We start from the raw sequence: 20,018 nt of genomic DNA on the forward strand, positions 1-20,018 counted from the left end.
GCGATGAACCCCGCCCGGTGGTTCGGGCCCGCCCTCGCCACGACGGACTGGGCCGACTGGTACGTCTGGATCGTCGGGCCCATCGCCGGCGGCATCATCGCCGGCGTCCTGTACTGGAGCGCGTTCCTGAAGGACACGGAACCTGCGATCCCCTGAGTCGGCCGGGCGAGCCCCGAGGACGCGTCGCGATTCGGGAAGGAACCCGACGGCGGTCGCGTTCCGAGTTGACACGAGATGACCGCGGACATCTACCTCGACGGGGCTTCGGCGACCCCGCTGCTTCCGGAGGCGCGAGCCGCATTCGTCGAGGCGCTCGATGCCTTCGGCGATCCGCTGCTGATCCACGCTCCCGGACGACGCGCGCGAGGCCTGCTCGAGGATGCCCGTGAGACCGTCGCGTCATCGCTCGGGGCCCAGCCCGACGAGATCGTGTTCACCTCGGGCGGTACGGAGTCCGTGGCGCTCGCGATCTGGGGAGGGGTGCGGGCCGTGCGGGAACTCGGCACCCGTCTCGTCGTGAGCGCCGTCGAGCACCCCGCGGTGGGCGGCGTGGGACACGCCCTGCAGAGCGACGGATTCGAGGTCGCGGAGATCCCGGTCGATCAATACGGTCGCATCGACCTCGATCGCTACGCGGCCGAGATCAAGGTGCCGGGCACGCTGCTCGCGAGCGTCCAGCACGCGAACCACGAGCTCGGCACGATGCAGCAGGTCGCGGAGGCCTCGAGGCTCGCGCGGGAAGCGAAGGTCAGGTTCCACACCGACGCCTGTCAGACCGTCGGCCGCCTGCCCGTCGACGCCGAGGCGCTCGGGGTCGACCTGTTGTCGTGCTCCGCCCACAAGTTCGGGGGTCCACCGGGGGTCGGCGCGCTCTACGTCCGTCGCGGCGTGGGACTCACCGCGTATCCGTGCGGCGACGACCGCGAGCGCAAGCGACGGTCGGGCATGGAGAACACGCCGGGTATCGTCGCGATGGCGGCGGCCCTGCAGGCGTCGCTCGACACGATGGGCGATACGGCGGCCCGACAGTGGGCCCTGACGGCCAAGCTCCGCGAACGCATCGCCGAGACCGTGGCGGGTGCGACCGTGCACGGCCACCCCACCCATCGCACGCCGCACCTCGTCTGCTTCAGCGTGGACGACGTCGACGCGCCGACGCTGATGATGGCCCTCGACGACCGGGGGTTCCACGTCGCCTCCGGATCCCTGTGCTCCGGTCAGCCCGGCGACGCCTCACCGGTGCTCGAACGCATCGGACGGCCGGGCGCGAGCAGCTTCCGCGTTGGACTCGGGCCGAGCAGCACCGAGGCCGACGTCGAGGCCATCCTCGACGTGTTGCCGGGCTTGGTGCAGGAGCTCCGCGACGTTGCGGCCCGCACCGAAGACGCGCTCGCTCGCTTCCGCGCCAGGCCGACGCGATGACCTGCGGACGGGCCCGACATCGGACCCCTCGCGCGGGTCGGCGCTAGCCGACGGTCCAGGTGTCGCCGCCGTGGAGCAGGGAGCCGAGATCGCCCTTGCCGAGACGCTCCTCGGCGCTCACGAGCTGGGCGTGCATCGCCTCGCCGTACACCGGTCGGTCGAAGTTGCGGAAGACCCCGAAGCACGTGGCCTCGTGCGGACCGAGCGAGAGGTGTGCGAGCCCGAACGGCAGCGACGGCCGGCCGCCGGCCTGGTGCACGACGATGCGATCGGGGTCGACCTCGGCGGTCTGCTTGACCTGCAGGCGTCCGTTGTCGCCCACGATCACGCACTTCGTGCCCTCGTCGAAGATGATCGGTTCGCCGTCGGCCAGCCGGATCTGGTGGTGCACGCCCTCGGACTTCTCGCGCAGCAGGTCGAACGCGCCGTCGTTGAAGACGTTGCAGTTCTGGTAGATCTCGACGAACGCGGTGCCGCGGTGGGCGGCCGCCTGCCGGAGCACCTCGGTCAGGTGCTGGCGGTCGTTGTCGATCGTTCGGGCGACGAACGTGCCCTCGGCGCCGAGCGCGACGGCGATCGGGTTGAACGGGTGATCGACCGAGCCGAACGGAGTCGACTTCGTGACCTTCCCCTCCTCGCTCGTCGGCGAGTACTGCCCCTTCGTGAGGCCGTAGATCTGGTTGTTGAACATCAGGATCTTGATGTTCACGTTGCGCCGCAGCGCGTGGATCAGGTGGTTGCCTCCGATCGACAGGCCGTCGCCGTCGCCGGTCACGACCCAGACGCTGAGGTCGGGGTTCGCGGTGGCGATGCCCGTGGCGATCGCCGGAGCGCGGCCGTGGATGCCGTGCACGCCGTACGTGTCCATGTAGTACGTGAACCGCCCGCTGCACCCGATGCCGCTCACGAACACGGTCTTGTGCGGCTCGATGCCCAGCTCGGGCATGAATCCCTGCACGGCCGAGAGGATCGCGTAGTCTCCGCACCCCGGGCACCAGCGCACCTCCTGGTCGGAGGTGAAGTCCTTCTTCATGAGCGTGTCGACCACGTCAGTCATTAAGCACCCGCCGGATCTCCTCTTCGAGGTCCTCCGCGAAGATCGGGAGGCCCTGCACCTTGGTGAAGCTCCTCGCATCGATGAGGAACCTCGCCCTGATCAACATCGCGAGCTGCCCCATGTTCATCTCCGGGATCAGCACCGTGCGGTAAGCCTTCACGACGTCGCCGGTGTTCGCCGGGAACGGGTTGAGGTGACGCAGGTGTGCGGTCGCGACCTTGCCCCCGGCATCGCGGACGCGGGTCGCCGCGGCGCGGATCGTGCCGAGAGACGAACCCCATCCGAGCACGAGCAGGTCGGCCTCGCCCGACGGGTCATCGACCTCGAGCGGCGGGATGTCGTCGGCGATGCCGTCGACCTTGGCCTGGCGCAGGTGGGTCATGCGCTCGTGGTTCTCAGGGTCGTAGCTGATGTTGCCCGTGCCGTCCTCCCTCTCGAGACCGCCGACACGGTGTACGAGCCCGGGCGTGCCGGGCACGGCCCACGGCCTGGCCAGCTTCTCGTCACGGGCGTAGGGCAGGAACCCTTCGCCGTCAGGCACCGCGAAGTTCGGATCGATCTCGGGCAGGTCGGCGACGTCGGGGACGCGCCACGGTTCGGAGGAGTTCGACAGGAACGTGTCGGAGAGCACGATGACCGGCGTCCGGTAGCGCACGGCGATGCGCGCGGCTTCCAGGGCGACCGCGAAGCAGTCGGACGGCGACGACGGCGCGACGATCGGCATGGGGCTCTCGCCGTGGCGACCGAACATCGCGAGCAGCAGGTCGCCCTGCTCCGTCTTCGTGGGGAGGCCGGTCGAGGGGCCGCCCCGCTGCACGTCGACGATCACCATAGGCAGCTCCATGATCACCGCGAGGCCAAGCGTCTCGGCCTTCAGGTCCATGCCGGGTCCGCTCGTGCCGGTCACCGCGAGATCGCCGGCGAACGCCGCGCCGAGCGCCACGTTGGCGGCCGCGATCTCGTCCTCGGCCTGAAGCGTGATGACGCCGAAGTTCTTGTGCCGCGACAGCTCGTGCAGCAGCTCGGACGCCGGCGTGATCGGGTAGCTCGCGTAGAACAACGTCAGACCGCTCCGCTGCGACGCCGCGATCAGTCCCCACGAGAGGGCGGTCGAGCCGGCGACGTTGCGGTAGGTACCCGGGTCGACGGGCGCAGCGGCGATCTTGTACGAATGGGCGAACAGCTCCGTGGTCTCGCCGAAGTTGTACCCGGCCTTGAACGCCGCGACGTTCGCGTCGTAGATCTCCTGTTTGCCGCCGAACTTGCGCTCGAGCCAGTCGAGCGTCGTCTCGGTCGGCCGGCCGAACATCCATGAGACGAGTCCGAGGGCGAACATGTTCTTCGCACGCTCGGCTTCCTTCTTCCCGATGCCGACGCCCTCGGTCGCCCGCACCGTGATCGACGTCATCGGCACCTTGTAGAGCTGGTAGCCCTCGAGGGAGCCGTCGGTCGTGGGGTCGGCGGCGTACCCGGCCTTCTCGACGTTGCGTTGCGTGAAGGCGTCCTCGTTCACGATCACGATGCCGCCGGCGTCCACCTTCGACAGGTCGGCCTTGAGCGCGGCGGGATTCATCGCCACGAGCACGTCGGCGTGGTCGCCGGGGGTGGTGATGTCGCTCGACGCGAATTGGATCTGGAACGCGGAGACGCCGTGCACGGTGCCGGCCGGCGCTCTGATCTCGGCCGGGAAGTCGGGCAGCGTCGCGAGGTCGTTGCCGAGCACCGCGGTGGCGGAGGTGAAACGGTCACCCGTGAGCTGCATGCCGTCACCCGAATCGCCGGCGAACCGAACGACGACGCGTTCCTTCTCTTCGACGGTCTTGATCATGCGTGCGCGGCTGTGGAGACCGCTGCTCCTTCCACTGCGGGCTGGATCGTCGAGGGACCTTCGATCACTAGCGTACTGCGGCGCCGCGCTCGCGACGGCGCGCTCCCGGTAGATTCACACCATGAGGACACATCGGCTGGGATCGCAGGGACCGGAGCTGTCGGTGGTGGGCTACGGCGCGTGGGAGGCGGGCGGCACGGCATGGGGCCCCAACGAGTCAGACGCCGCCGTGGTCGGCGCGATGCGGGCGGCCCTCGACGCCGGCATCACCTGGATCGACACCGCGGAGGTGTACGGCGACGGATTCTCGGAGTCCTTGGTCGGGCGCGCGATCGCCGGGCGCCGCGACGAGGTGACCGTCGCGTCGAAGGTCGCCCCGTCGCCCGAGGGCTCAGGGTTCCGGCCCGAGCAGATCGGCGCTGCGTGCGACGCCACCCTGCGTCGGCTCGGACTCGACGAGATCGATCTGTACCAGCTGCACTGGCCCGATGACGGCGTGCCGGTCGAGGAATCGTGGGGCGCGATGGCCGCGCTGCACGCCGCCGGGAAGGTCCGGTGGATCGGCGTCTCGAATTTCGGCCGCGAGCTGATCGAGCGCTGCGAGGCGGTCCGTCACGTCGATTCGCTGCAGCCCGAGTTCTCGATGCTCCGTCGCGACCAGGCCGACCTCATCGCATGGTGCGGCGAGCACGGAACGGGGGTCGTGAGCTATGGCCCCCTCGCCTTCGGGCTGCTGACGGGCGCGATCACGGCGACGACGACGTTCCCGGAGGGTGACTGGCGTGGCCAGGAAGGCGAGCCCGACGATCCCGACGAGGTCGATCTGTTCGATCTCGACGTCCTCCCGAGGGCGCTCGATCTCGTGGCGCGGCTCCGCCCGATCGCCGAACGGGTCGACGCGACGCTCCCCCAGCTTGCGCTGGCGTGGAACGTGCACCAGCCCGGGGTGACGAGTGCGATCGCCGGCAGCAGGAACGCCGATCACGTGCGCGCGAACGCGGCGGCGGGCGACCTCGTGCTCGACGCATCGACGCTCGCGGAGATCGATGCGCTCCTCGACGCGACCGATCTCAGTACCGGCTGACGACGGCCGGGTTGGGGGAGCTCAGGCCGAGCGCTCGACCTGGCGGATCCTGCGGACGATACCGTCGAGGAGCTTCAGCGTGACCTGGGGCTCGTCCTCGAGCAACCCCAGCAGGTGACGCCGGAACAACCTCAGCACGCGAAGCGGCGTGACCGCGATCACCGAGGCGCTCCGCGGCTGCGCGTCGATCGCGGCGAGCTCGCCGAAGAAGTCTCCCGGCAGCACCGTGCCCACCTTCCGCTTCCCCCGCACCACCTTGGCCTCGCCCTCGAGCACCACGAACAGGGTCTCGCCGAGCTCGCCCTCTCGCACCACGGCCTCGCCCCGCGCGTAGGTCAGCTCGTCGGTGTCGGCGGCCAGCCGTTGGAGGTGCTTCTTCGAGAAGCCCGCGAACAGGGGCACCCCGGCGAGCGCGGTGGCGGTCTGGCGTCTCGTGCGCGTGAGCGTCTGCTCGGGTCGGCGGGCCGGCGGACGAGGCGCCGACTCGCGTCGCCACAGGTCCGGGAAGCTCTGGCTCATGGTCGGCAGCCTACCCCGAGGCTGCGGCACGAGGCCAAACGGCGCCGGTGCCGTCCGCGTTGTGGCCGGTGCCGAAGGCCGCCGCTAGGGTGAAGCGCATGGACACCCGGGCTCGTCTCGAGGCACTGCTCAGCAGCCGGATCGTCGTGCTCGACGGCGCGTGGGGCGTGCTGCTGCAGGGCCGGGGCCTCACCGAGGACCAGTTCCGCGGCGAGCGGTTCGCCGACCACGACCACGACGTGCTGGGCGACCCCGACCTGCTGAACATCACGCAACCGCAGGTGGTCGCCGAGGTCCACGACGCCTACTTCAGCGCGGGCGCCGATATCGCCACGACGAACACGTTCACCGCGACCTCGTTCGGCCAGCGTGACTACGGCCTCGAGGACGCGGTCGTCGACATGAACCTCGCGGGCGCCCGCCTGGCGAGGGAGGCGGCCGATCGAGCCGGCCCCGAGCGCTTCGTCGCGGGGTCGGTCGGGCCCCTGAACGTGACGCTCTCGCTCTCGCCGAAGGTCGACGATCCGGGGTTCCGCGCGGTGTCGTTCGACGAGGTCGTGGGGGCGTACGCCGAACAGATGCGGGCGCTTCGAGAGGCCGGCGTCGACATGCTGCTGATCGAGACGATCTTCGACACGCTGAACGCGAAGGCGGCGGTCGCGGCGGCCAAGGAGGCTGCCCCCGATCTTCCGCTGTGGATCAGCGTCACGATCGTGGATCGCAGCGGCCGCACGCTCTCCGGCCAGACCGTCGAGGCATTCTGGACCTCGATCGAGCATGCCGATCCCGCGATCGTGGGCATCAACTGCTCGCTCGGTGCCGCCGAGATGCGTCCCTACGTCGAGGCGTTCGCCCGCATCGCCGACCGTCCGGTCGCCTGCTACCCGAACGCCGGGCTGCCCAATCCGTTCGGTGGGTACGACGAGACGCCGGAGGTCACGAGCGAACTGCTGCGTGAGTTCGCCGACGCCGGCCTCGTGAACGTCGTCGGCGGCTGCTGCGGCACCACGCCGGATCACACGCTGGCGATCGCGCGGGCCGTCCGCGACCTCTCGCCGCGCGAGGTTCCGTCCTTCGACGACCGCGTGCCCACCTACAGCGGGCTCGAGCCGTTCGCGATCCACAGTGACACGGGGTTCGTGATGGTCGGCGAGCGCCAGAACGTGACCGGCTCGGCGAAGTTCCGGCGCCTGATCGAGTCGGGCGACTACGAGGCCGCCGTCGAGGTCGCGCTCGACCAGGTGCGCTCGGGCGCGAACATGCTCGACGTCAACATGGACGCCGACCTGCTGGACGGCGAGGCGGCCATGACCCGGCTCCTGAACATGATCGCGGTCGAGCCCGAGATCGCCCGCGTGCCGGTGATGATCGACTCGAGCCGCTGGGAGACGATCCTCGCAGGGCTCAAATGCGTGCAGGGCAAGGGCGTCGTGAACTCGATCAGCCTGAAGGAAGGCGAGGCCGACTTCCTCGAGAAGGCTCGCACGATCAAGACGTACGGCGCGGCGGTCGTCGTGATGTGCTTCGACGAGCAGGGTCAGGCCGGCACGGTCCCGCGGAAGGTCGAGATCGCCGACCGCTCGATCCGTCTGCTGGTCGAGGAAGCCGGCTACGAGCCGACCGACATCATCATCGACCCCAACATCCTCGCGATCGCCACGGGGCTCGAGGAGCACGACGAGTACGCGAAGGCGTTCATCGAGGCGACCCGCGAGATCAAGCGCGCGCATCCCGACGTGCGCGTCTCCGGCGGCGTGTCGAACCTGAGCTTCTCGTTCCGCGGGAACGAGCCGGTGCGCCGCGCGATCCACTCGGCGTTCCTGTATCACGCGATCGCGGCCGGGCTCGACATGGCGATCGTGAACGCGGGCCAGCTCGAGGTGTACGAGGACATCCCGAAGGATCTGCTCGAGCACGTCGAGGACATCATCTTCAACCGCCGCGAGGACGCGACCGAGCGCATGGTCACGTTCGCCGACTCGGTGAAGGGGGGTGGCCTCGAGCGCGAAGACGACCTCACCTGGCGCGAGGGCTCGGTCGAGGAGCGGCTCGCCCACGCCCTCGTGCACGGCATCGTCGACTTCATCGTCGACGACACCGAAGAAGCTCGACAGGCGTACGACCGCCCACTGCAGGTGATCGAGGGGCCCTTGATGGCCGGCATGCAGATCGTCGGCGATCTGTTCGGGGCCGGGAAGATGTTCCTGCCTCAGGTCGTGAAGTCGGCGCGCGCGATGAAGAAGGCCGTGGCCCACCTCGAGCCCTACATGGAGGAGGAGAAGCTCGCGCTGGGACCGTCGGCCGACCGGGCGCAGGGTACGCTCGTCACCGCGACGGTCAAGGGCGACGTGCACGACATCGGCAAGAACATCGTCGGCGTGGTGCTGGGTTGCAACAACTACCGGGTCATCGACCTCGGCGTCATGGCGCCCGCGGAGCTGATCCTCGACACGGCCGTGGCGGAGAGGGCCGACATCGTGGGTCTGTCGGGCCTGATCACGCCCTCGCTCACCGAGATGGTGAACGTGGCGAACGAGATGCAACGCCGCGGCATGAGCCTGCCGCTGCTGATCGGAGGGGCGACCACTTCACGCCAGCACACGGCCGTCAAGATCGCCCCGGCCTACGAGCAGCCCGTCGTGCATGTGGTCGATGCATCGCGGGTGGTCGGCGTCGTCTCGAACCTGCTCGACGAGGGCCGCAAGGCGGAGCTCGACGGGCAGAACCGCATCGACCAGCAGCGATTGCGCGAGCTGCATGCCGAGCGGTTGCGGACACCCCTGCTGCCCTATCGCAAGGCGCTCGCGAACCGCACACCGATCGAGTGGCGGGCCGACGACGTGCCGCCCCCGCCGTTCACGGGCACACAGGTCGTGGAACCCTCGCTCGCCGAGCTGCGCGATCTGATCGACTGGACGTTCTTCTTCACGGCGTGGGAGCTGAAGGGGCGTTACCCCCAGATCCTCGACCACCCGCAGCAGGGCGAGGCGGCACGCGAGCTCTTCGAACACGGGAACGAGCTCCTCGACGCGATCGTGGCCGACGGCTCGATCCAGGCCCGCGGCGTGTACGGCTTCTGGCCAGCGCGAGCCGATGCCGACGACATCGTGCTCGGCGACGGCACCGTGCTGCCCATGCTGCGCCAACAGGTCGACCACGGCGAGGGCGACGACCGCCCGAACCGCTCGCTCGCCGACTTCATCGCGCCGCCCGACAGCGGCCTCGCCGACCATCTGGGCGGGTTCGCGGTCACGGCCGGCATCGGCGCCGACGAGCTCTCGAAGATGTTCGAGGCCGACCATGACGACTACCGGTCGATCATGGTGAAGGCCCTGGCAGACCGGCTCGCCGAGGCGTTCGCGGAGTGGCTCCATCGCGAGGTCCGCCGCACGTGGTACGCGTCTGACGAGTCCCTCGCGCCCGAGGAGCTGATCGAGGAGCGCTACCGGGGCATCCGCCCCGCCTACGGCTACCCGGCCTGCCCGGATCACACGGAGAAGCGCACGCTCTTCGACCTGCTCGGGGCCCGCGACCACGGTATGGACCTCACGACGTCGTGCGCGATGACGCCCGGCGCGACGGTGGCCGGACTCTACTTCGCGCATCCGCGGGCCCGGTACTTCAACGTCGGCCGCCTCGGGAAGGACCAGGTCGAGGACTACGCCCGTCGGAAGGGCCAGAGCCTGACCGAGACCGAGCGTTGGCTCCGCGAGAACCTCGCCTACGACCCAGCGTGACCCGGCGCCGTCGGCCCGGTCTTCCATGAGACGACGCTCATGAGCCCCTCATGGACCCCTCATGTCCGGCTCCTACGGTGGAGATGAAAAGCCAGACGACCTTGAACGACAGACGAGGAGGTGCACACGATGATCGGACGCATGGCTACCATCGCCCTCGCGGGCGCGGTCGCGGTCCTCGGACCGGTAGGAGCCGCGATCGCGGTCGATGACGCTGCTGACGACTCGGATCGGGAGGTCGTGGTCTTCAAGCGTGAGGACGACGATGAGGACGTGCTGACGCCGTTCGCCCGTGGCGACGATGACGACGACACGAACACCGGGGGTGGATCGTTCACGAGCGGAGTGAACAGCAACGACGGCACGAACAGCCGGGTGACGTCCGTCTCGCGGAACCGGGACCGCAGCCGCGGGGATCTGACGAGGGACCGCACGAAGGATGGTCCGGGAACGAGCACCCGCGACCGCTCCAGGCACCGCACGAACGATCGCTCCAAGCACGACACACGCTGACACGATCGGGTGGTCGGAGCCGGGCCGCACCAGCGACCCGGCTCCGACCGTGCCAGGCTGAGGACACGACGACACGACGACGGGGCGACCTGCGATGACCGATACGACCATGGACCTGGGTGCATGGGGCTTCGAGGCGGGCGACGAGATCGCCCCGGGGCTCCACGCTCTCAGCCTCCTCGGCGGGGGTGAGCGGTACGAGGCGTACCTCGCGTTCGACGATCGCCTCCACTACCGGGTTGTCGTGAAGGTACTGCGCCCCGATCAGGTCGACGATCGTTCCGCCCTCAGGGGTCTCCAGCGCGAAGCCGACGCGCTGGAGCGGGTGGACCACCCGGTGGTGATCAGGTCGTTCGGGGCGCACCTCGAGGGCGAACGTCCGTTGCTGATCCTCGAGCTCGCCGAGGGACCGCGGCTATCGACCGACATCAGGCGGTTCGGCCCGCTCGACGTGGAGCAGGCCGCCCCGCTCGGCGTGGAGATCTCCTCCGCGATCCACGCGATCCACCGGGCGGGCCTCGTGCACCTGGACGTGAAGCCGAAGAACGTGATGCTGGGGGCGCCCCCCCGCCTGATCGATCTCAGCATCGCGCGACCGATCGAGGACGCCGCGAGGCTCGATCGAGCGGTCGGCACCGACGCGTACATGGCGCCTGAGCAATGCGCACCGACGGACGCCGACCCCATCGGCCCACCGGCCGACGTCTGGGGCATCGGCGTCACCCTCTACGAGGCGGTTACCGGAAGACTGCCGTTCCCCCGGGGGGTGGATCACGACGAGGCGGCGCCCGCCGAGCGGTTCCCGCAGATCGACACCGCGCCGCGTCTGCTCCCGGATGCGATCGCGCCTCCACTCGTCGAGGCGATCGAGCGCTCGCTGGTCGTCGACCCGGCAGAGCGTCCGTCTCCGGCCGAGCTGGCCGAAACGATCGAGCCGCTCCTCTCGACGCCGCCGCGGTTCCGCTTGAAGAGCCTTCGACCACGCTGAAGCCGAGGCCAGTGGTCGGGCGCCGCTGGTAGCGTCGAACCATGACCAGCTTCTGGCACCCATTCGCAGACATGCACGCCGTCGAGACGAACGGCGCGACCACGCTCGTGCGAGGCGACGGCGCGTACGTCGTTGACGACGCCGGCCGTCGCTACCTTGATGCCACGGCCTCGCTCTGGTACTGCAACGTCGGCTGGGGGCGCGCCGAGATCGCGGATGCGGTCGCCGCCCAGATGCGCGAGCTCCCCGCCTACTCCGCCTTCGGCGACCTCACGAACCGACCCGCCGAGGCGCTGGCCGAGCGCGTGTCGTCGCTCGCGCCGGTCGAGGGTTCGAAGGTGTTCCTCACCAGTGGGGGTTCGGACTCGATCGACACCGCCACGAAGATGGCACGCCGCTACTGGCAGCTCCGTGGAGAGCCCGAGCGCACCGTGCTGATCCGACGTGAGAAGGCCTACCACGGCATGCACACGGCGGGCACGTCGCTTGCCGGGATCCCGGCGAACGCTACCGGCCACGGCGAGCTGATCGAGGACGTCACCGAGGTCCCGTGGGACGACGCCGAAGCGCTCCGTACCGCGATCGAGGCGGACGAGCCGGCGCGCGTGGCCGCGTTCTTCTGCGAGCCCGTGATCGGCGCCGGCGGGGTGTTCCCTCCGCCGGAGGGCTACCTCGAGACCGCCCGCGCGGTCTGCCGCGAGTTCGGGGTGCTGTTCGTGGCCGACGAGGTGATCACCGGGTTCGGCCGCGCAGGCGACTGGTTCGCGTCGACCCGGTTCGGACTCGAGCCCGACATCATCACCTGCGCGAAGGGCATCACGAGCGGGTACCTGCCGATGGGCGGCGTGATCGCCGCGCCGTGGGTCGCCGAGCCCTTCTGGGCCGAGGGCGCCGGACTCTGGCGCCACGGCTACACGTATAGCGGCCATGCGTCGGTGGCGGCCGCGGCCCTCGCCAACCTCGACATCATCGAACGCGAGGGGTTATGCGAACGCGCCCTCAAGCTCGAGGCGCCGCTCTTGGAGGCCCTTCAACCCTTGGCCGGGCACGAGCTGGTCGAGGAGGTCCGTGGTGGGGTCGGCATGCTCGCTGCGGTGAACCTGCGTCAGGATCTCATCGCGGACGAGTCTTCGCTGCCGGCGCGCGTCGGCATGGCGTGTCGCGAGGCCGGCATGCTGGTCCGCCCGCTCGTCGGCGGCGCGGTCGCCGTCTCCCCGCCGCTCGTGATCGACGACGACGAGATCTCGGCGATAGCCCGGGCGTTCAAGGACGGGCTGGACGCGGTCGGGGCAGGCTAGGCTCGTCCGGGCGGGCGGAGCGAGCGTCACCGCGCCTCAGTGGAACGAGTTGCCGCAGGCGCAGCCGCCCTGGGCGGCCGGGTTGTCGATCGTGAACCCGGACTGCTCGAGCGTGTCGACGAAGTCGATCGTGGCCTGCGAGAGATACGGCACGCTCATCTTGTCGATCACGAGCCGCACGCCGAACTGCTCCTCCGCCTGGTCCTTCTCGCCGATCTGGTCGTCGAGGTACATCGCGTATCGCAGACCCGAGCACCCGCCGGGCTGCACGGCCACGCGAAGCGCGATGTCGTCACGGCCTTCCTCGGCCAACAGCTCCTTGACCTTGCCGGCCGCGGTCTCGGTGAGCGTGATCATCGTTCCTCCGGGGTGACGTCGGGGTGGTCTCAATATCCTACCCGGCGGCGAGCCGGAATCCGACCTCTCCGGTCGAGAACCTCGGTCATCGCGCCGCCAGGTCGATCACCGTCGCCCCGCTGACCCTAACCAGGTCGGTCGGGGTCAGCGGGAACACCGAGTCGGGCGTCCCCGCAGCCGCCCACACCACCTCGTGGACGAGCAAATCCCGGTCGCAGAAGGCCCGGACCCGGTCGACGTGCCCGAAGGGCGGGGTGCCGCCGACCGCGAACCCGGTCGCGGTCCGAGCTTCCTCGGGGGTGGCCCGGCGCACGGCCTCGGCGCCTGCGGCGGCCCCGAGCTTCGCCTCGTCGACCCGGTTCGACCCCGAGGTGAGGGCGAGCACGGGCCGATCGTCGGCCATGAACACCAGCGACTTCACGATCTGGCCCACGTCGCACCCGATCGCCCGTGCCGCGTCGTCGGCCGTCTTCGTGCCCTCAGAGAACCGGCGCCCCTGCGGGTGCAGCCCCTGGGCCCTCGCGGCCTCGGCGAACCGCTCCATGGCGGTGCTCATCGTCGTTCCCCCTCGAGATCGTCGGCTCCCACGGCCAGCTCCGAGCCCGCTGCGACCAGCGCCGCCCGCGCGTCGTCGAGCGCGGCCCGCTCCCCCACGCGGTCGACGAGCGACACGACCCGCACGCCGGGCACGTCGATCGTCGCACGGCCGCAGACGATGACGGCGGGCACGCCGGCGAGGCCGCAGGCCTCGAGGACACCGGCGGGTGTCTTCCCGTGGAGGGACTGCTCGTCGAGCGATCCTTCCCCGGTCACGACGAGGTCGGCCCCGGCGATGCGATCGGCGAGCCCGACCGCGTCCATCACGACCTCGACGCCCGGGTGCAGCCGAGCGCCGCAGAAAGCCATCAGGCCGAACCCCAGGCCGCCGGCCGCGCCCGCCCCGGGCTCGTCGCGGAGCCCGATCGCGAGGTCCCGCTCGACCACGGCGGCCAGGTGTCCGAGCGCGCGGTCGAGCACGGCGACGTCCTCGGCGTCGGCGCCCTTCTGCGGCCCATAGACGGCGCTCGCGCCCGACGGCCCCGTCAGGGGGTTGTCCACGTCGCAGGCACCGGTCACGGCCACGTGCGCCAAGCCCGGATGCATCGCGGAGAGGTCGATACGAGCCAGCGCCAGGAGCCCCTCCCCGCCGTCGGCGATCGGGCGCCCCGACCCGTCGAGGAATCGTCCACCCAGCGCCGACGCCATGCCGACGCCGCCGTCGTTCGTGGCGCTCCCGCCGATGCACACGATGAGGCGGTCGGCTCCCGCGTCGATCGCGCGGGCCATCAGCTCCCCGGTGCCGCGCGTCGTGGTCCGCAGCGGGTCGCGGCGACCCTCGTCGAGCAGCGAGAGTCCCGAGGCGCGGGCCATCTCGACCACCCCGAGCATGCCGCCCTGCGACGGCACCAAGCCGAAGGCGGCGTCGACGGGGTCACCCATCGGCCCGGACACGATGGACCGCTCGATGCGACCCCCGAGCGCATCGACCAAGGCGTCCATCGTCCCCTCACCGCCGTCGGCCATGGGCACGACGTCCACGTCGTCGCCGGGTCGCTCACGGCGCCATCCGGTCGCCAACGCTTCGGCGGCCTGGCGAGCGGTCAGCGTGCCGCGGAACTTGTCGGGGGCCACGAGGATGCGCACGGGTCGGACTGTACAATCCGCGCCGAGGCCCGGAGGCTCGGCCCCCGGCCGGTGAGGAGGATCATGTGAGCCTTGATCGCGAGCAGCTGCTGGGCGTCGCCCACGCCGAGCGCCAGCGCCTGGGGCGCATGATCCAGTACGCCGAACCGACGACCTGGGAGCAGCCGAGCGCCGCCGACGGTTGGTGGAACCGCGACGTGATCGCCCACCTCGCCGCGGGCGACACGATCGCGGCGCAGCTCGTGGCCGGCGAGCCGGCCGCCGAGCTCGAGGAGTGGCGGCGCGAGCATCCCGAGGGTCCGTTCGACATCGACGCGTTCAACGCATGGACCGTGGGTCGCCGATCAGGGCTCGAGACGCGGGAGGTGCTCACGCGCTGGGGCGAGGCGGCCGATTCGTTCCTCGCGCACTGCGCGACGATCTCCGAGGAGGACTGGGCCTCGAAGCGGTACGACTACGTCGCCGGTCCGATCGCCGCCCGGTACCTGGTGCAGACGAGGGTCGTCGAGTGGTGGCTGCACGGCGAGGATGTGCGGGCCACGAACGGGCTCGGCCCCGACTACCAGCATTGGCCGGTCCACCTGACGATCGATCTCGCGGTCCGCATGCTCCCCTGGTCGCTGGGGCGTGCCGGCCTCGACCTGTCAGGTCAGACCGTCCGGGTCGACGTCGACGGCGCCGGCGAGGGTTCGTGGCACTGGGGTCTGGGTTCCGGCGAGGCCCCGTCGGGCCGTCACAAGCCCGACGCGACGATCGTCGGCCGGGCACCGCAGCTCGCGCTCGTCGCCGGCCAGCGACTCAAGCCCGACGACGTGCTCTCCTCTGGCAACGTGGTGCTCGGCGGCGAGCGCCTGCTCGCCGACACCGTGCTCAGGCACCTGCGCGCGTTCCCGTAGGCCCGCGAAGCCTCGCGTCAGCGGGTGACCAGGAGCCGCTTCACGGCCCGTGGGGACGACCCGAACCGGTACTTGTACCGGTAGTCGCCCTTCAGCAGGTCGAAGCCGCTGCAGCCCTGCTCGATCGCGAGGCGGATGTCCTCGCCGACGAGCACCATGCCGGGGGCGAGGGTCCCCCACGACCGGTCGAACGCGCTGTTGTAGAGGTACGACGTGCCGCCCCAGACGAAGCCGATCGTGCCGGCCGCGAGCTGGCCCCCCACCTCGATGAACGTCAGCCGGAACACGCCGTCGGCACAGAAGGCCTCGCCGAGGCGGCGGAAGAAGATCTCCATGCCGGGGACCATGAAGACGCCCTTGGGCCCCTCCGACGCGCGGTGCAACTCGACGAATCGATCGAGCAGCGGGATCAGCGTGCCCTCATCGGCGGTCACGATCCGGAACGCGCCGGCCTCCTCGGTGAGCTTGCGGGCCTTCCGCTTGATCTCGTGACGGTACTTCGACGAGAGCCCGGCCAGGTACTCGTCCCACGAACCGGGCAGGGGCAGGAACGGCGCCACCCCGTCCTCGTCCTCGCGCACGCCGAGTCCCTGGGCGTTGGCGGAGTCGCGGAGCAGCCCGAACCACGGCTGGTCCTCGAGCAGCCCCCGCAGGTCGGCCTCGGACCAGTCGTCCCGCGCGAGCAGCGCGGTCCACAGCTCCTTGGCCATCGCGTCCTGCCGTTCGGGCAGCCCGACGGGCCCCATGTAGTCGGTGATCTCGGTGCCGCCGAGGAACCGGAGCGTGTCCCCGATGCGCTCGAACGCGACCGCCCCGACCTGGCTGCCGTCGTCCTCCTCGGCGAACGCGAGCAGCAGGTGCTCGGGCGTCTCCCCGAACTCCTCCCAGTAGAGCTTCAGGAAGGCCGGCGTGTGGAAGAACGACCCGGCGGGGTCGGTCTGTACGAGCTCGCGCCATCCACGTCGATGGAAGTCCCGCCCGTCTTCGCTGAATACGATGTGCATGCTCGAGGAATCCTAGGCACGGCCCGCGCCGGCGGCATGCCGGTGACCGCTCACCAGCTGCCGCCACCGCCTCCGCCGCCGCCGCCGCCGGAGAACCCGCCGCCGGAGAACCCGCTCGAGCCCGAGCCGGACGGGGTCGAGGCGATCGTGCCGCCGGTCGCGACCGCGAAGCCCTCCATCGAGTCCGCGAACTGCGCGTAGACGAACGGCCGCGGAGAGAGGTACCAGCTGGTGTCGGGCTCGATGCCGAGCGCCTCGAACGCCTTCGCCCACTTGTCGGTACAGCCGAACACCACCGCGAACGGCAGGAACCGGGTGAAGACGAGCTCCTTCTCGGCCCACCGCGACATATGGGTCTCGGCCGTCTCGATCACGGTTCGGAAGCCGCGCACCCGCCGCAGCATCGCGGTGCCTTTCGCCGTGCGCGCCGGCATCCGCCCCGCCGAGGCCAGTAGCAGCACGGCACCCAGGATCAGCGGGATGCCGAGCAAGCCCCAGTGGGTGAACGCCGCGAGCGCGAACGCGACGCCGCCGGCGACGATCAGCGCCACCACGCCCAGCGCGTACCACTTGGCGCGCACCTTGTCGGGACGCTGGCTGAACCAACCCCGCTTCACGGCGTCGGCGTAGAGCGACTCCTTGACGCCGTTGAGCCGCTCGGCGAACACGTTCTTCAGCTCCGAGATCGTGACCTCGGTGCCGTCGCGGAAGAGCCCGTCGAGGAGACGTCGCTCGTAGGTGAGCAGGTCGTCGTCGGACCTCTCCAGACGGATCAGGCGCCAGTCGGGCTTGCCGAACCAGCCCTCCTTGGGGATCTCCTGGATCAGCAGGTAGCCGCGCACGGCGAGGTCCACGAGGGTGGCCGACACGTCGAGCACGTTCGCCTGCTCGTCCAGGAGGGTCCCCATCTGGCCCGGACGCATGTCGTCGGGCGGCGCGAACTCCACCGGCGCGCTCTCGTCGGCCTCCCCCAGCCGCACCGCCTGATGCTCACCAGTGGGATTGCCCATGACCTGGTCCACCTGAGAGCCGCGGTACCGGCGGTCGCGTCCGCGGCCCCAGACGAGCGCGATCACGCCGCCGATCGCGGCGAGGCCGAGCACGGCCGTGCCCCCGAGGGTCGCCGGGGTCGCCGCATACGCGCGTCCGAGGCTCCAGCGTTCCTCGAGCACGGGCGCGGGCTCGGGGACGGCACCCTTGGGCAGGCCGACGACGATCGTCACTCCGCTGTACGAGCCCAGCCCGGTCTGGGCGAACCGCGCCTCGGCGCCGTCGGCGCTCGAGCGCAGGCACGGAAGGGTCGAGCCCTCGTACCCTTGGAAACAGGCCACCTGCGTGATGTCGGCGGGCGCGTGCACGCGTATGGTCGCCCGCTCGATCGGCGCCGACCACTCGGTGCCCACCGCGTTCCAGTACAGCTCGTCATGGTCAGGGAAGCCATTCAGTGCCGCCTCGACCGTGTACGTCAGCTCGTACGTGTGCCGGCCGGTGATCTCGGTGTCGGCGTCGCCGACGCGGATGCGGGTGATGCCTCCGGCCGCCGACTCCACCTCGTAGCCGGCGGGCGTGCCCTCGCTCGCGCGAACCTCGACCACGTCGAGCGGGTAGATGCGGTCGTACGTGTCGTCGTAGCGCAGGCGTGTCGGGATGTCACGAAGGATGCCGTGCCGGCGAACCGTGCCGAAGTCGTAGTCGATCGTCTCCACGATCGTGAACGTGCCGTCGTCGCCGATCGTGATGTCGACGCCGTAATCGACGATCCGTTCGCTGGGCTGTGCACGGGCGGGTGCCGCGACGAGCAGGAGGGCGCCGAGCGTGGCGGCGAGCATCGCGAGCCGGTGTGCCACGCGGGCGTGAGGCCAGGGGATCACGCCGCGAAGCTTAGACGCTGTGTGCCTGGGCACCGCTCGCCTCGCCGGCACCCTCGAGGGCGTCCTGCAACACGTCCCAGGCGAGCACGGCGCACTTGATGCGGATCGGGTACTGCACGACGCCCTTGAGTGCCACGAGGTCGCCGAACGTCTCCTCGTCGGGCTCGACGTCGCCCGCCATCATGCCGCGGAACCCGGCGGCGAGCGCCTTGGCGTCGGCGACGCTCGACCCGGTGACGGATTCGGTCATCATGGACGCGCTCGACTGGCTGATCGAGCACCCCGCGCCCTGGAACGTCACCTCCGCGACCCGATCACCCTCGACGTGAGCGTAGACCGTGATCTCGTCGCCGCACAGGGGGTTGTTGGCGTGACACCGCAACTCGGCACCGGGGAGCTCTCGCTTGTTCCGCGGGTCCTTGTAGTGGTCGAGGATCACTTCCTTGTAGATGTCGTCGAGCGCCACGGTTCCCTCTCTCGTTCGGGGGTCAGCTGAAGATCGACTGCGCGCGGTCGAGGGCAGCGACGAGCGCGTCCACCTCGTCCTTCGTGTTGTAGACGTAGAACGACGCGCGGGCGGTGGCCGGCACACCGTATCGGCGCATCACGAGCTGGGCGCAGTGGTGACCGGCCCTGATGGCGACGCCCTCCTCGTTGAGGATCGTCGCGAGGTCGTGCGGGTGCACGTCCTTGAACCAGAAGCTCACCGCCCCGCCGCGGATGCTCGCGTCCTTGGGACCGAACACGGTCGCCCCGGCGTCGAGCAGGCGATCGAGGGCGTAGCGGGTGATCTCCTCCTCGTGGGCGCGCACGTTCGACATGCCGAGGGCGTCGAGGTACTCGATCGCCGCGGCCAGCCCGACCTGCTGGGCGATCGGCATCGTGCCGGCCTCGAACTTGAACGGCGCCGACTTGTAGGTGCTGTGGTCGTGGAAGACCTCGTGGATCATCTCGCCGCCGCCGAGCATCGGCTGCATCGACTCGAGCACCTCGGTGCGGCCGTACAGGCCGCCGCTCGCCGTGGGGCCGAGCATCTTGTGGCCGGTGAACCCCAGCAGATCCACGTCGAGCGCCCGGACGTCGATCGGCGAGTGCGGCGCGAGCTGCGCCGCATCGACCGCGATGATCGCACCGACCGCGTGCGCAGCGTCGGCGAGCTGACGCAGCGGGGTGATCGTGCCGAGGGCGTTCGACATGCCGGTGACGCTCACGATCGCGGTGCGGTCGGTCAGCAGCGACCCCAAGTCGGAGAGGTCGAGGAGGCCGTCGTCGGTGAGCGGGATGTAGCGCAGGGTCGCTCCCGTCACGGCGGCGGTCATCTGCCACGGCACGATGTTCGAGTGGTGCTCCATGTCGGAGAGCAGGACCTCGTCGCCCTCACGGAGGTGGGCTCGACCCCAGCCCTGGGCGACGAGGTTCATCGACTCGGTCACGCCTCGCGTGAACACGATCGTCTCGGGCTCGGGTGCGCCGAGGAACCGCGCCACGACGGCCCGAGCACCCTCGTAGGCCTGGGTCGCCTCCTCCCCCAGCATATGGATGCCCCGGTGTGCGTTCGCGTTGTGCAGGCGGAAGAAGTCGGCCTCGGCCTCGATCACCTGGGTCGGCTTGTGCGAAGTGGCGGCGCTGTCGAGGTAGACGAGCGGATGCTCGCCCACGGTCCGCGTGAGGATCGGGAAGTCGCGCCGGATCGCGTCGACGTCGAGGCCTCCCACGCGGTCGTCCGCGACGGGCGCGGTCTCGGCGTGTTCGGTCATGGAT

Annotated in this window: 18 protein-coding genes; 8 read left to right on the forward strand and 10 right to left on the reverse strand. The window is 70.2% G+C overall.

The window, feature by feature from the left end; translation table 11 throughout:
- Nucleotides 1–3 precede the first annotated feature (3 nt).
- Nucleotides 4–156 (forward strand): aquaporin, encoded by a 153-nt coding sequence (locus VFI59_11500; protein HET6714320.1) that lies wholly within the window; start codon nt 4–6, stop codon nt 154–156.
- 78 nt (nt 157–234) lie between these two features.
- Nucleotides 235–1,422, forward strand: a complete 1,188-nt coding sequence (locus VFI59_11505; GenBank protein HET6714321.1) for a cysteine desulfurase family protein — start codon at nt 235–237, stop codon at nt 1,420–1,422.
- Between the two features lie 43 nt (nt 1,423–1,465).
- Here the strand turns inward: VFI59_11505 and VFI59_11510 are convergent, their stop codons facing one another.
- Together VFI59_11510 and VFI59_11515 are read right to left on the reverse strand one after the other, a co-directional pair.
- On the reverse strand, nt 1,466–2,479 hold the full coding sequence (locus VFI59_11510) for a 2-oxoacid:ferredoxin oxidoreductase subunit beta (protein HET6714322.1): 1,014 nt from the start codon (nt 2,477–2,479) through the stop codon (nt 1,466–1,468).
- The gene (locus tag VFI59_11515; GenBank protein HET6714323.1) at nt 2,472–4,307 is read right to left on the reverse strand and encodes a 2-oxoacid:acceptor oxidoreductase subunit alpha; all 1,836 of its coding nucleotides are present in this window, start codon (nt 4,305–4,307) and stop codon (nt 2,472–2,474) included. The genes VFI59_11510 and VFI59_11515 overlap by 8 nt, the downstream gene beginning before the upstream one ends.
- Nucleotides 4,308–4,428: 121 nt before the next feature.
- Between VFI59_11515 and VFI59_11520 the strand changes: the two genes are divergently transcribed.
- Complete coding sequence (locus VFI59_11520; protein HET6714324.1) at nt 4,429–5,391, forward strand: aldo/keto reductase; 963 nt, start codon at nt 4,429–4,431, stop codon at nt 5,389–5,391.
- Nucleotides 5,392–5,412: 21 nt separating this feature from the next.
- Here the strand turns inward: VFI59_11520 and VFI59_11525 are convergent, their stop codons facing one another.
- Nucleotides 5,413–5,910 (reverse strand): cyclic nucleotide-binding domain-containing protein, encoded by a 498-nt coding sequence (locus VFI59_11525; protein ID HET6714325.1) that lies wholly within the window; start codon nt 5,908–5,910, stop codon nt 5,413–5,415.
- A 98-nt stretch (nt 5,911–6,008) separates the two neighbouring features.
- Between VFI59_11525 and metH the strand changes: the two genes are divergently transcribed.
- The 4 genes from metH (at nt 6,009) to VFI59_11545 (ending at nt 12,446) form a co-directional block, all read left to right on the forward strand.
- Nucleotides 6,009–9,647 (forward strand): methionine synthase, encoded by a 3,639-nt coding sequence (gene metH / locus VFI59_11530; protein ID HET6714326.1) that lies wholly within the window; start codon nt 6,009–6,011, stop codon nt 9,645–9,647.
- A gap of 141 nt (nt 9,648–9,788) precedes the next feature.
- Nucleotides 9,789–10,160, forward strand: coding sequence for a hypothetical protein (locus VFI59_11535; protein ID HET6714327.1), 372 nt, complete (start codon nt 9,789–9,791; stop codon nt 10,158–10,160).
- Between the two features lie 94 nt (nt 10,161–10,254).
- Nucleotides 10,255–11,148, forward strand: coding sequence for a serine/threonine-protein kinase (locus tag VFI59_11540; protein HET6714328.1), 894 nt, complete (start codon nt 10,255–10,257; stop codon nt 11,146–11,148).
- A gap of 41 nt (nt 11,149–11,189) precedes the next feature.
- Entirely contained in the window at nt 11,190–12,446 is a 1,257-nt protein-coding gene (locus VFI59_11545) for an aminotransferase class III-fold pyridoxal phosphate-dependent enzyme (protein HET6714329.1), read from the forward strand.
- Nucleotides 12,447–12,482: 36 nt separating this feature from the next.
- On the opposite strand, the gene VFI59_11550 is transcribed toward VFI59_11545, so the two are convergent.
- From VFI59_11550 to VFI59_11560, 3 genes are all read right to left on the reverse strand, one after another.
- Nucleotides 12,483–12,803 (reverse strand): iron-sulfur cluster assembly accessory protein, encoded by a 321-nt coding sequence (locus VFI59_11550; protein ID HET6714330.1) that lies wholly within the window; start codon nt 12,801–12,803, stop codon nt 12,483–12,485.
- An 85-nt stretch (nt 12,804–12,888) separates the two neighbouring features.
- Nucleotides 12,889–13,359, reverse strand: coding sequence for a YbaK/EbsC family protein (locus tag VFI59_11555; protein HET6714331.1), 471 nt, complete (start codon nt 13,357–13,359; stop codon nt 12,889–12,891).
- The gene (locus tag VFI59_11560; GenBank protein ID HET6714332.1) at nt 13,356–14,486 is read right to left on the reverse strand and encodes a glycerate kinase; all 1,131 of its coding nucleotides are present in this window, start codon (nt 14,484–14,486) and stop codon (nt 13,356–13,358) included. Before VFI59_11560 ends, VFI59_11555 begins: the two co-directional genes overlap by 4 nt.
- A 65-nt stretch (nt 14,487–14,551) precedes the next feature.
- Here VFI59_11560 and VFI59_11565 point away from each other — a divergent pair, with 65 nt between their 5' ends.
- Nucleotides 14,552–15,382 (forward strand): maleylpyruvate isomerase family mycothiol-dependent enzyme, encoded by an 831-nt coding sequence (locus VFI59_11565; protein HET6714333.1) that lies wholly within the window; start codon nt 14,552–14,554, stop codon nt 15,380–15,382.
- A gap of 17 nt (nt 15,383–15,399) precedes the next feature.
- Here VFI59_11565 and VFI59_11570 read toward each other — a convergent pair whose 3' ends face one another.
- From VFI59_11570 to VFI59_11585, 4 genes are read right to left on the reverse strand one after another with little or no spacing between them, the layout of a single operon-like run.
- Nucleotides 15,400–16,386 (reverse strand): GNAT family N-acetyltransferase, encoded by a 987-nt coding sequence (locus VFI59_11570; protein ID HET6714334.1) that lies wholly within the window; start codon nt 16,384–16,386, stop codon nt 15,400–15,402.
- Nucleotides 16,387–16,436: 50 nt separating this feature from the next.
- On the reverse strand, nt 16,437–18,257 hold the full coding sequence (locus tag VFI59_11575) for a DUF2207 domain-containing protein (protein ID HET6714335.1): 1,821 nt from the start codon (nt 18,255–18,257) through the stop codon (nt 16,437–16,439).
- 10 nt (nt 18,258–18,267) lie between these two features.
- Entirely contained in the window at nt 18,268–18,723 is a 456-nt protein-coding gene (locus tag VFI59_11580; GenBank protein ID HET6714336.1) for an SUF system NifU family Fe-S cluster assembly protein, read from the reverse strand.
- A 22-nt stretch (nt 18,724–18,745) separates the two neighbouring features.
- Nucleotides 18,746–20,014 (reverse strand): SufS family cysteine desulfurase, encoded by a 1,269-nt coding sequence (locus VFI59_11585; GenBank protein HET6714337.1) that lies wholly within the window; start codon nt 20,012–20,014, stop codon nt 18,746–18,748.
- Between the last annotated feature and the right edge of the window lie 4 nt (nt 20,015–20,018).

This window comes from Actinomycetota bacterium (assembly GCA_035697485.1).
Lineage (GTDB): Bacteria > Actinomycetota > UBA4738 > UBA4738 > HRBIN12 > JAOUEA01.

Coding starts and splice junctions, on each gene's coding strand:
- VFI59_11515 (HET6714323.1), bottom strand. CDS start 4,307: ATGATCAAGACCGTCGAAGAGAAGGAACGCGTCGTCGTTCGGTTCGCC.
- VFI59_11505 (HET6714321.1), top strand. CDS start 235: ATGACCGCGGACATCTACCTCGACGGGGCTTCGGCGACCCCGCTGCTT.
- VFI59_11555 (HET6714331.1), bottom strand. CDS start 13,359: ATGAGCACCGCCATGGAGCGGTTCGCCGAGGCCGCGAGGGCCCAGGGG.
- metH (HET6714326.1), top strand. CDS start 6,009: ATGGACACCCGGGCTCGTCTCGAGGCACTGCTCAGCAGCCGGATCGTC.
- VFI59_11570 (HET6714334.1), bottom strand. CDS start 16,386: ATGCACATCGTATTCAGCGAAGACGGGCGGGACTTCCATCGACGTGGA.
- VFI59_11585 (HET6714337.1), bottom strand. CDS start 20,014: ATGACCGAACACGCCGAGACCGCGCCCGTCGCGGACGACCGCGTGGGA.
- VFI59_11525 (HET6714325.1), bottom strand. CDS start 5,910: ATGAGCCAGAGCTTCCCGGACCTGTGGCGACGCGAGTCGGCGCCTCGT.
- VFI59_11510 (HET6714322.1), bottom strand. CDS start 2,479: ATGACTGACGTGGTCGACACGCTCATGAAGAAGGACTTCACCTCCGAC.
- VFI59_11520 (HET6714324.1), top strand. CDS start 4,429: ATGAGGACACATCGGCTGGGATCGCAGGGACCGGAGCTGTCGGTGGTG.
- VFI59_11545 (HET6714329.1), top strand. CDS start 11,190: ATGACCAGCTTCTGGCACCCATTCGCAGACATGCACGCCGTCGAGACG.
- VFI59_11500 (HET6714320.1), top strand. CDS start 4: ATGAACCCCGCCCGGTGGTTCGGGCCCGCCCTCGCCACGACGGACTGG.
- VFI59_11540 (HET6714328.1), top strand. CDS start 10,255: ATGACCGATACGACCATGGACCTGGGTGCATGGGGCTTCGAGGCGGGC.
- VFI59_11550 (HET6714330.1), bottom strand. CDS start 12,803: ATGATCACGCTCACCGAGACCGCGGCCGGCAAGGTCAAGGAGCTGTTG.
- VFI59_11535 (HET6714327.1), top strand. CDS start 9,789: ATGGCTACCATCGCCCTCGCGGGCGCGGTCGCGGTCCTCGGACCGGTA.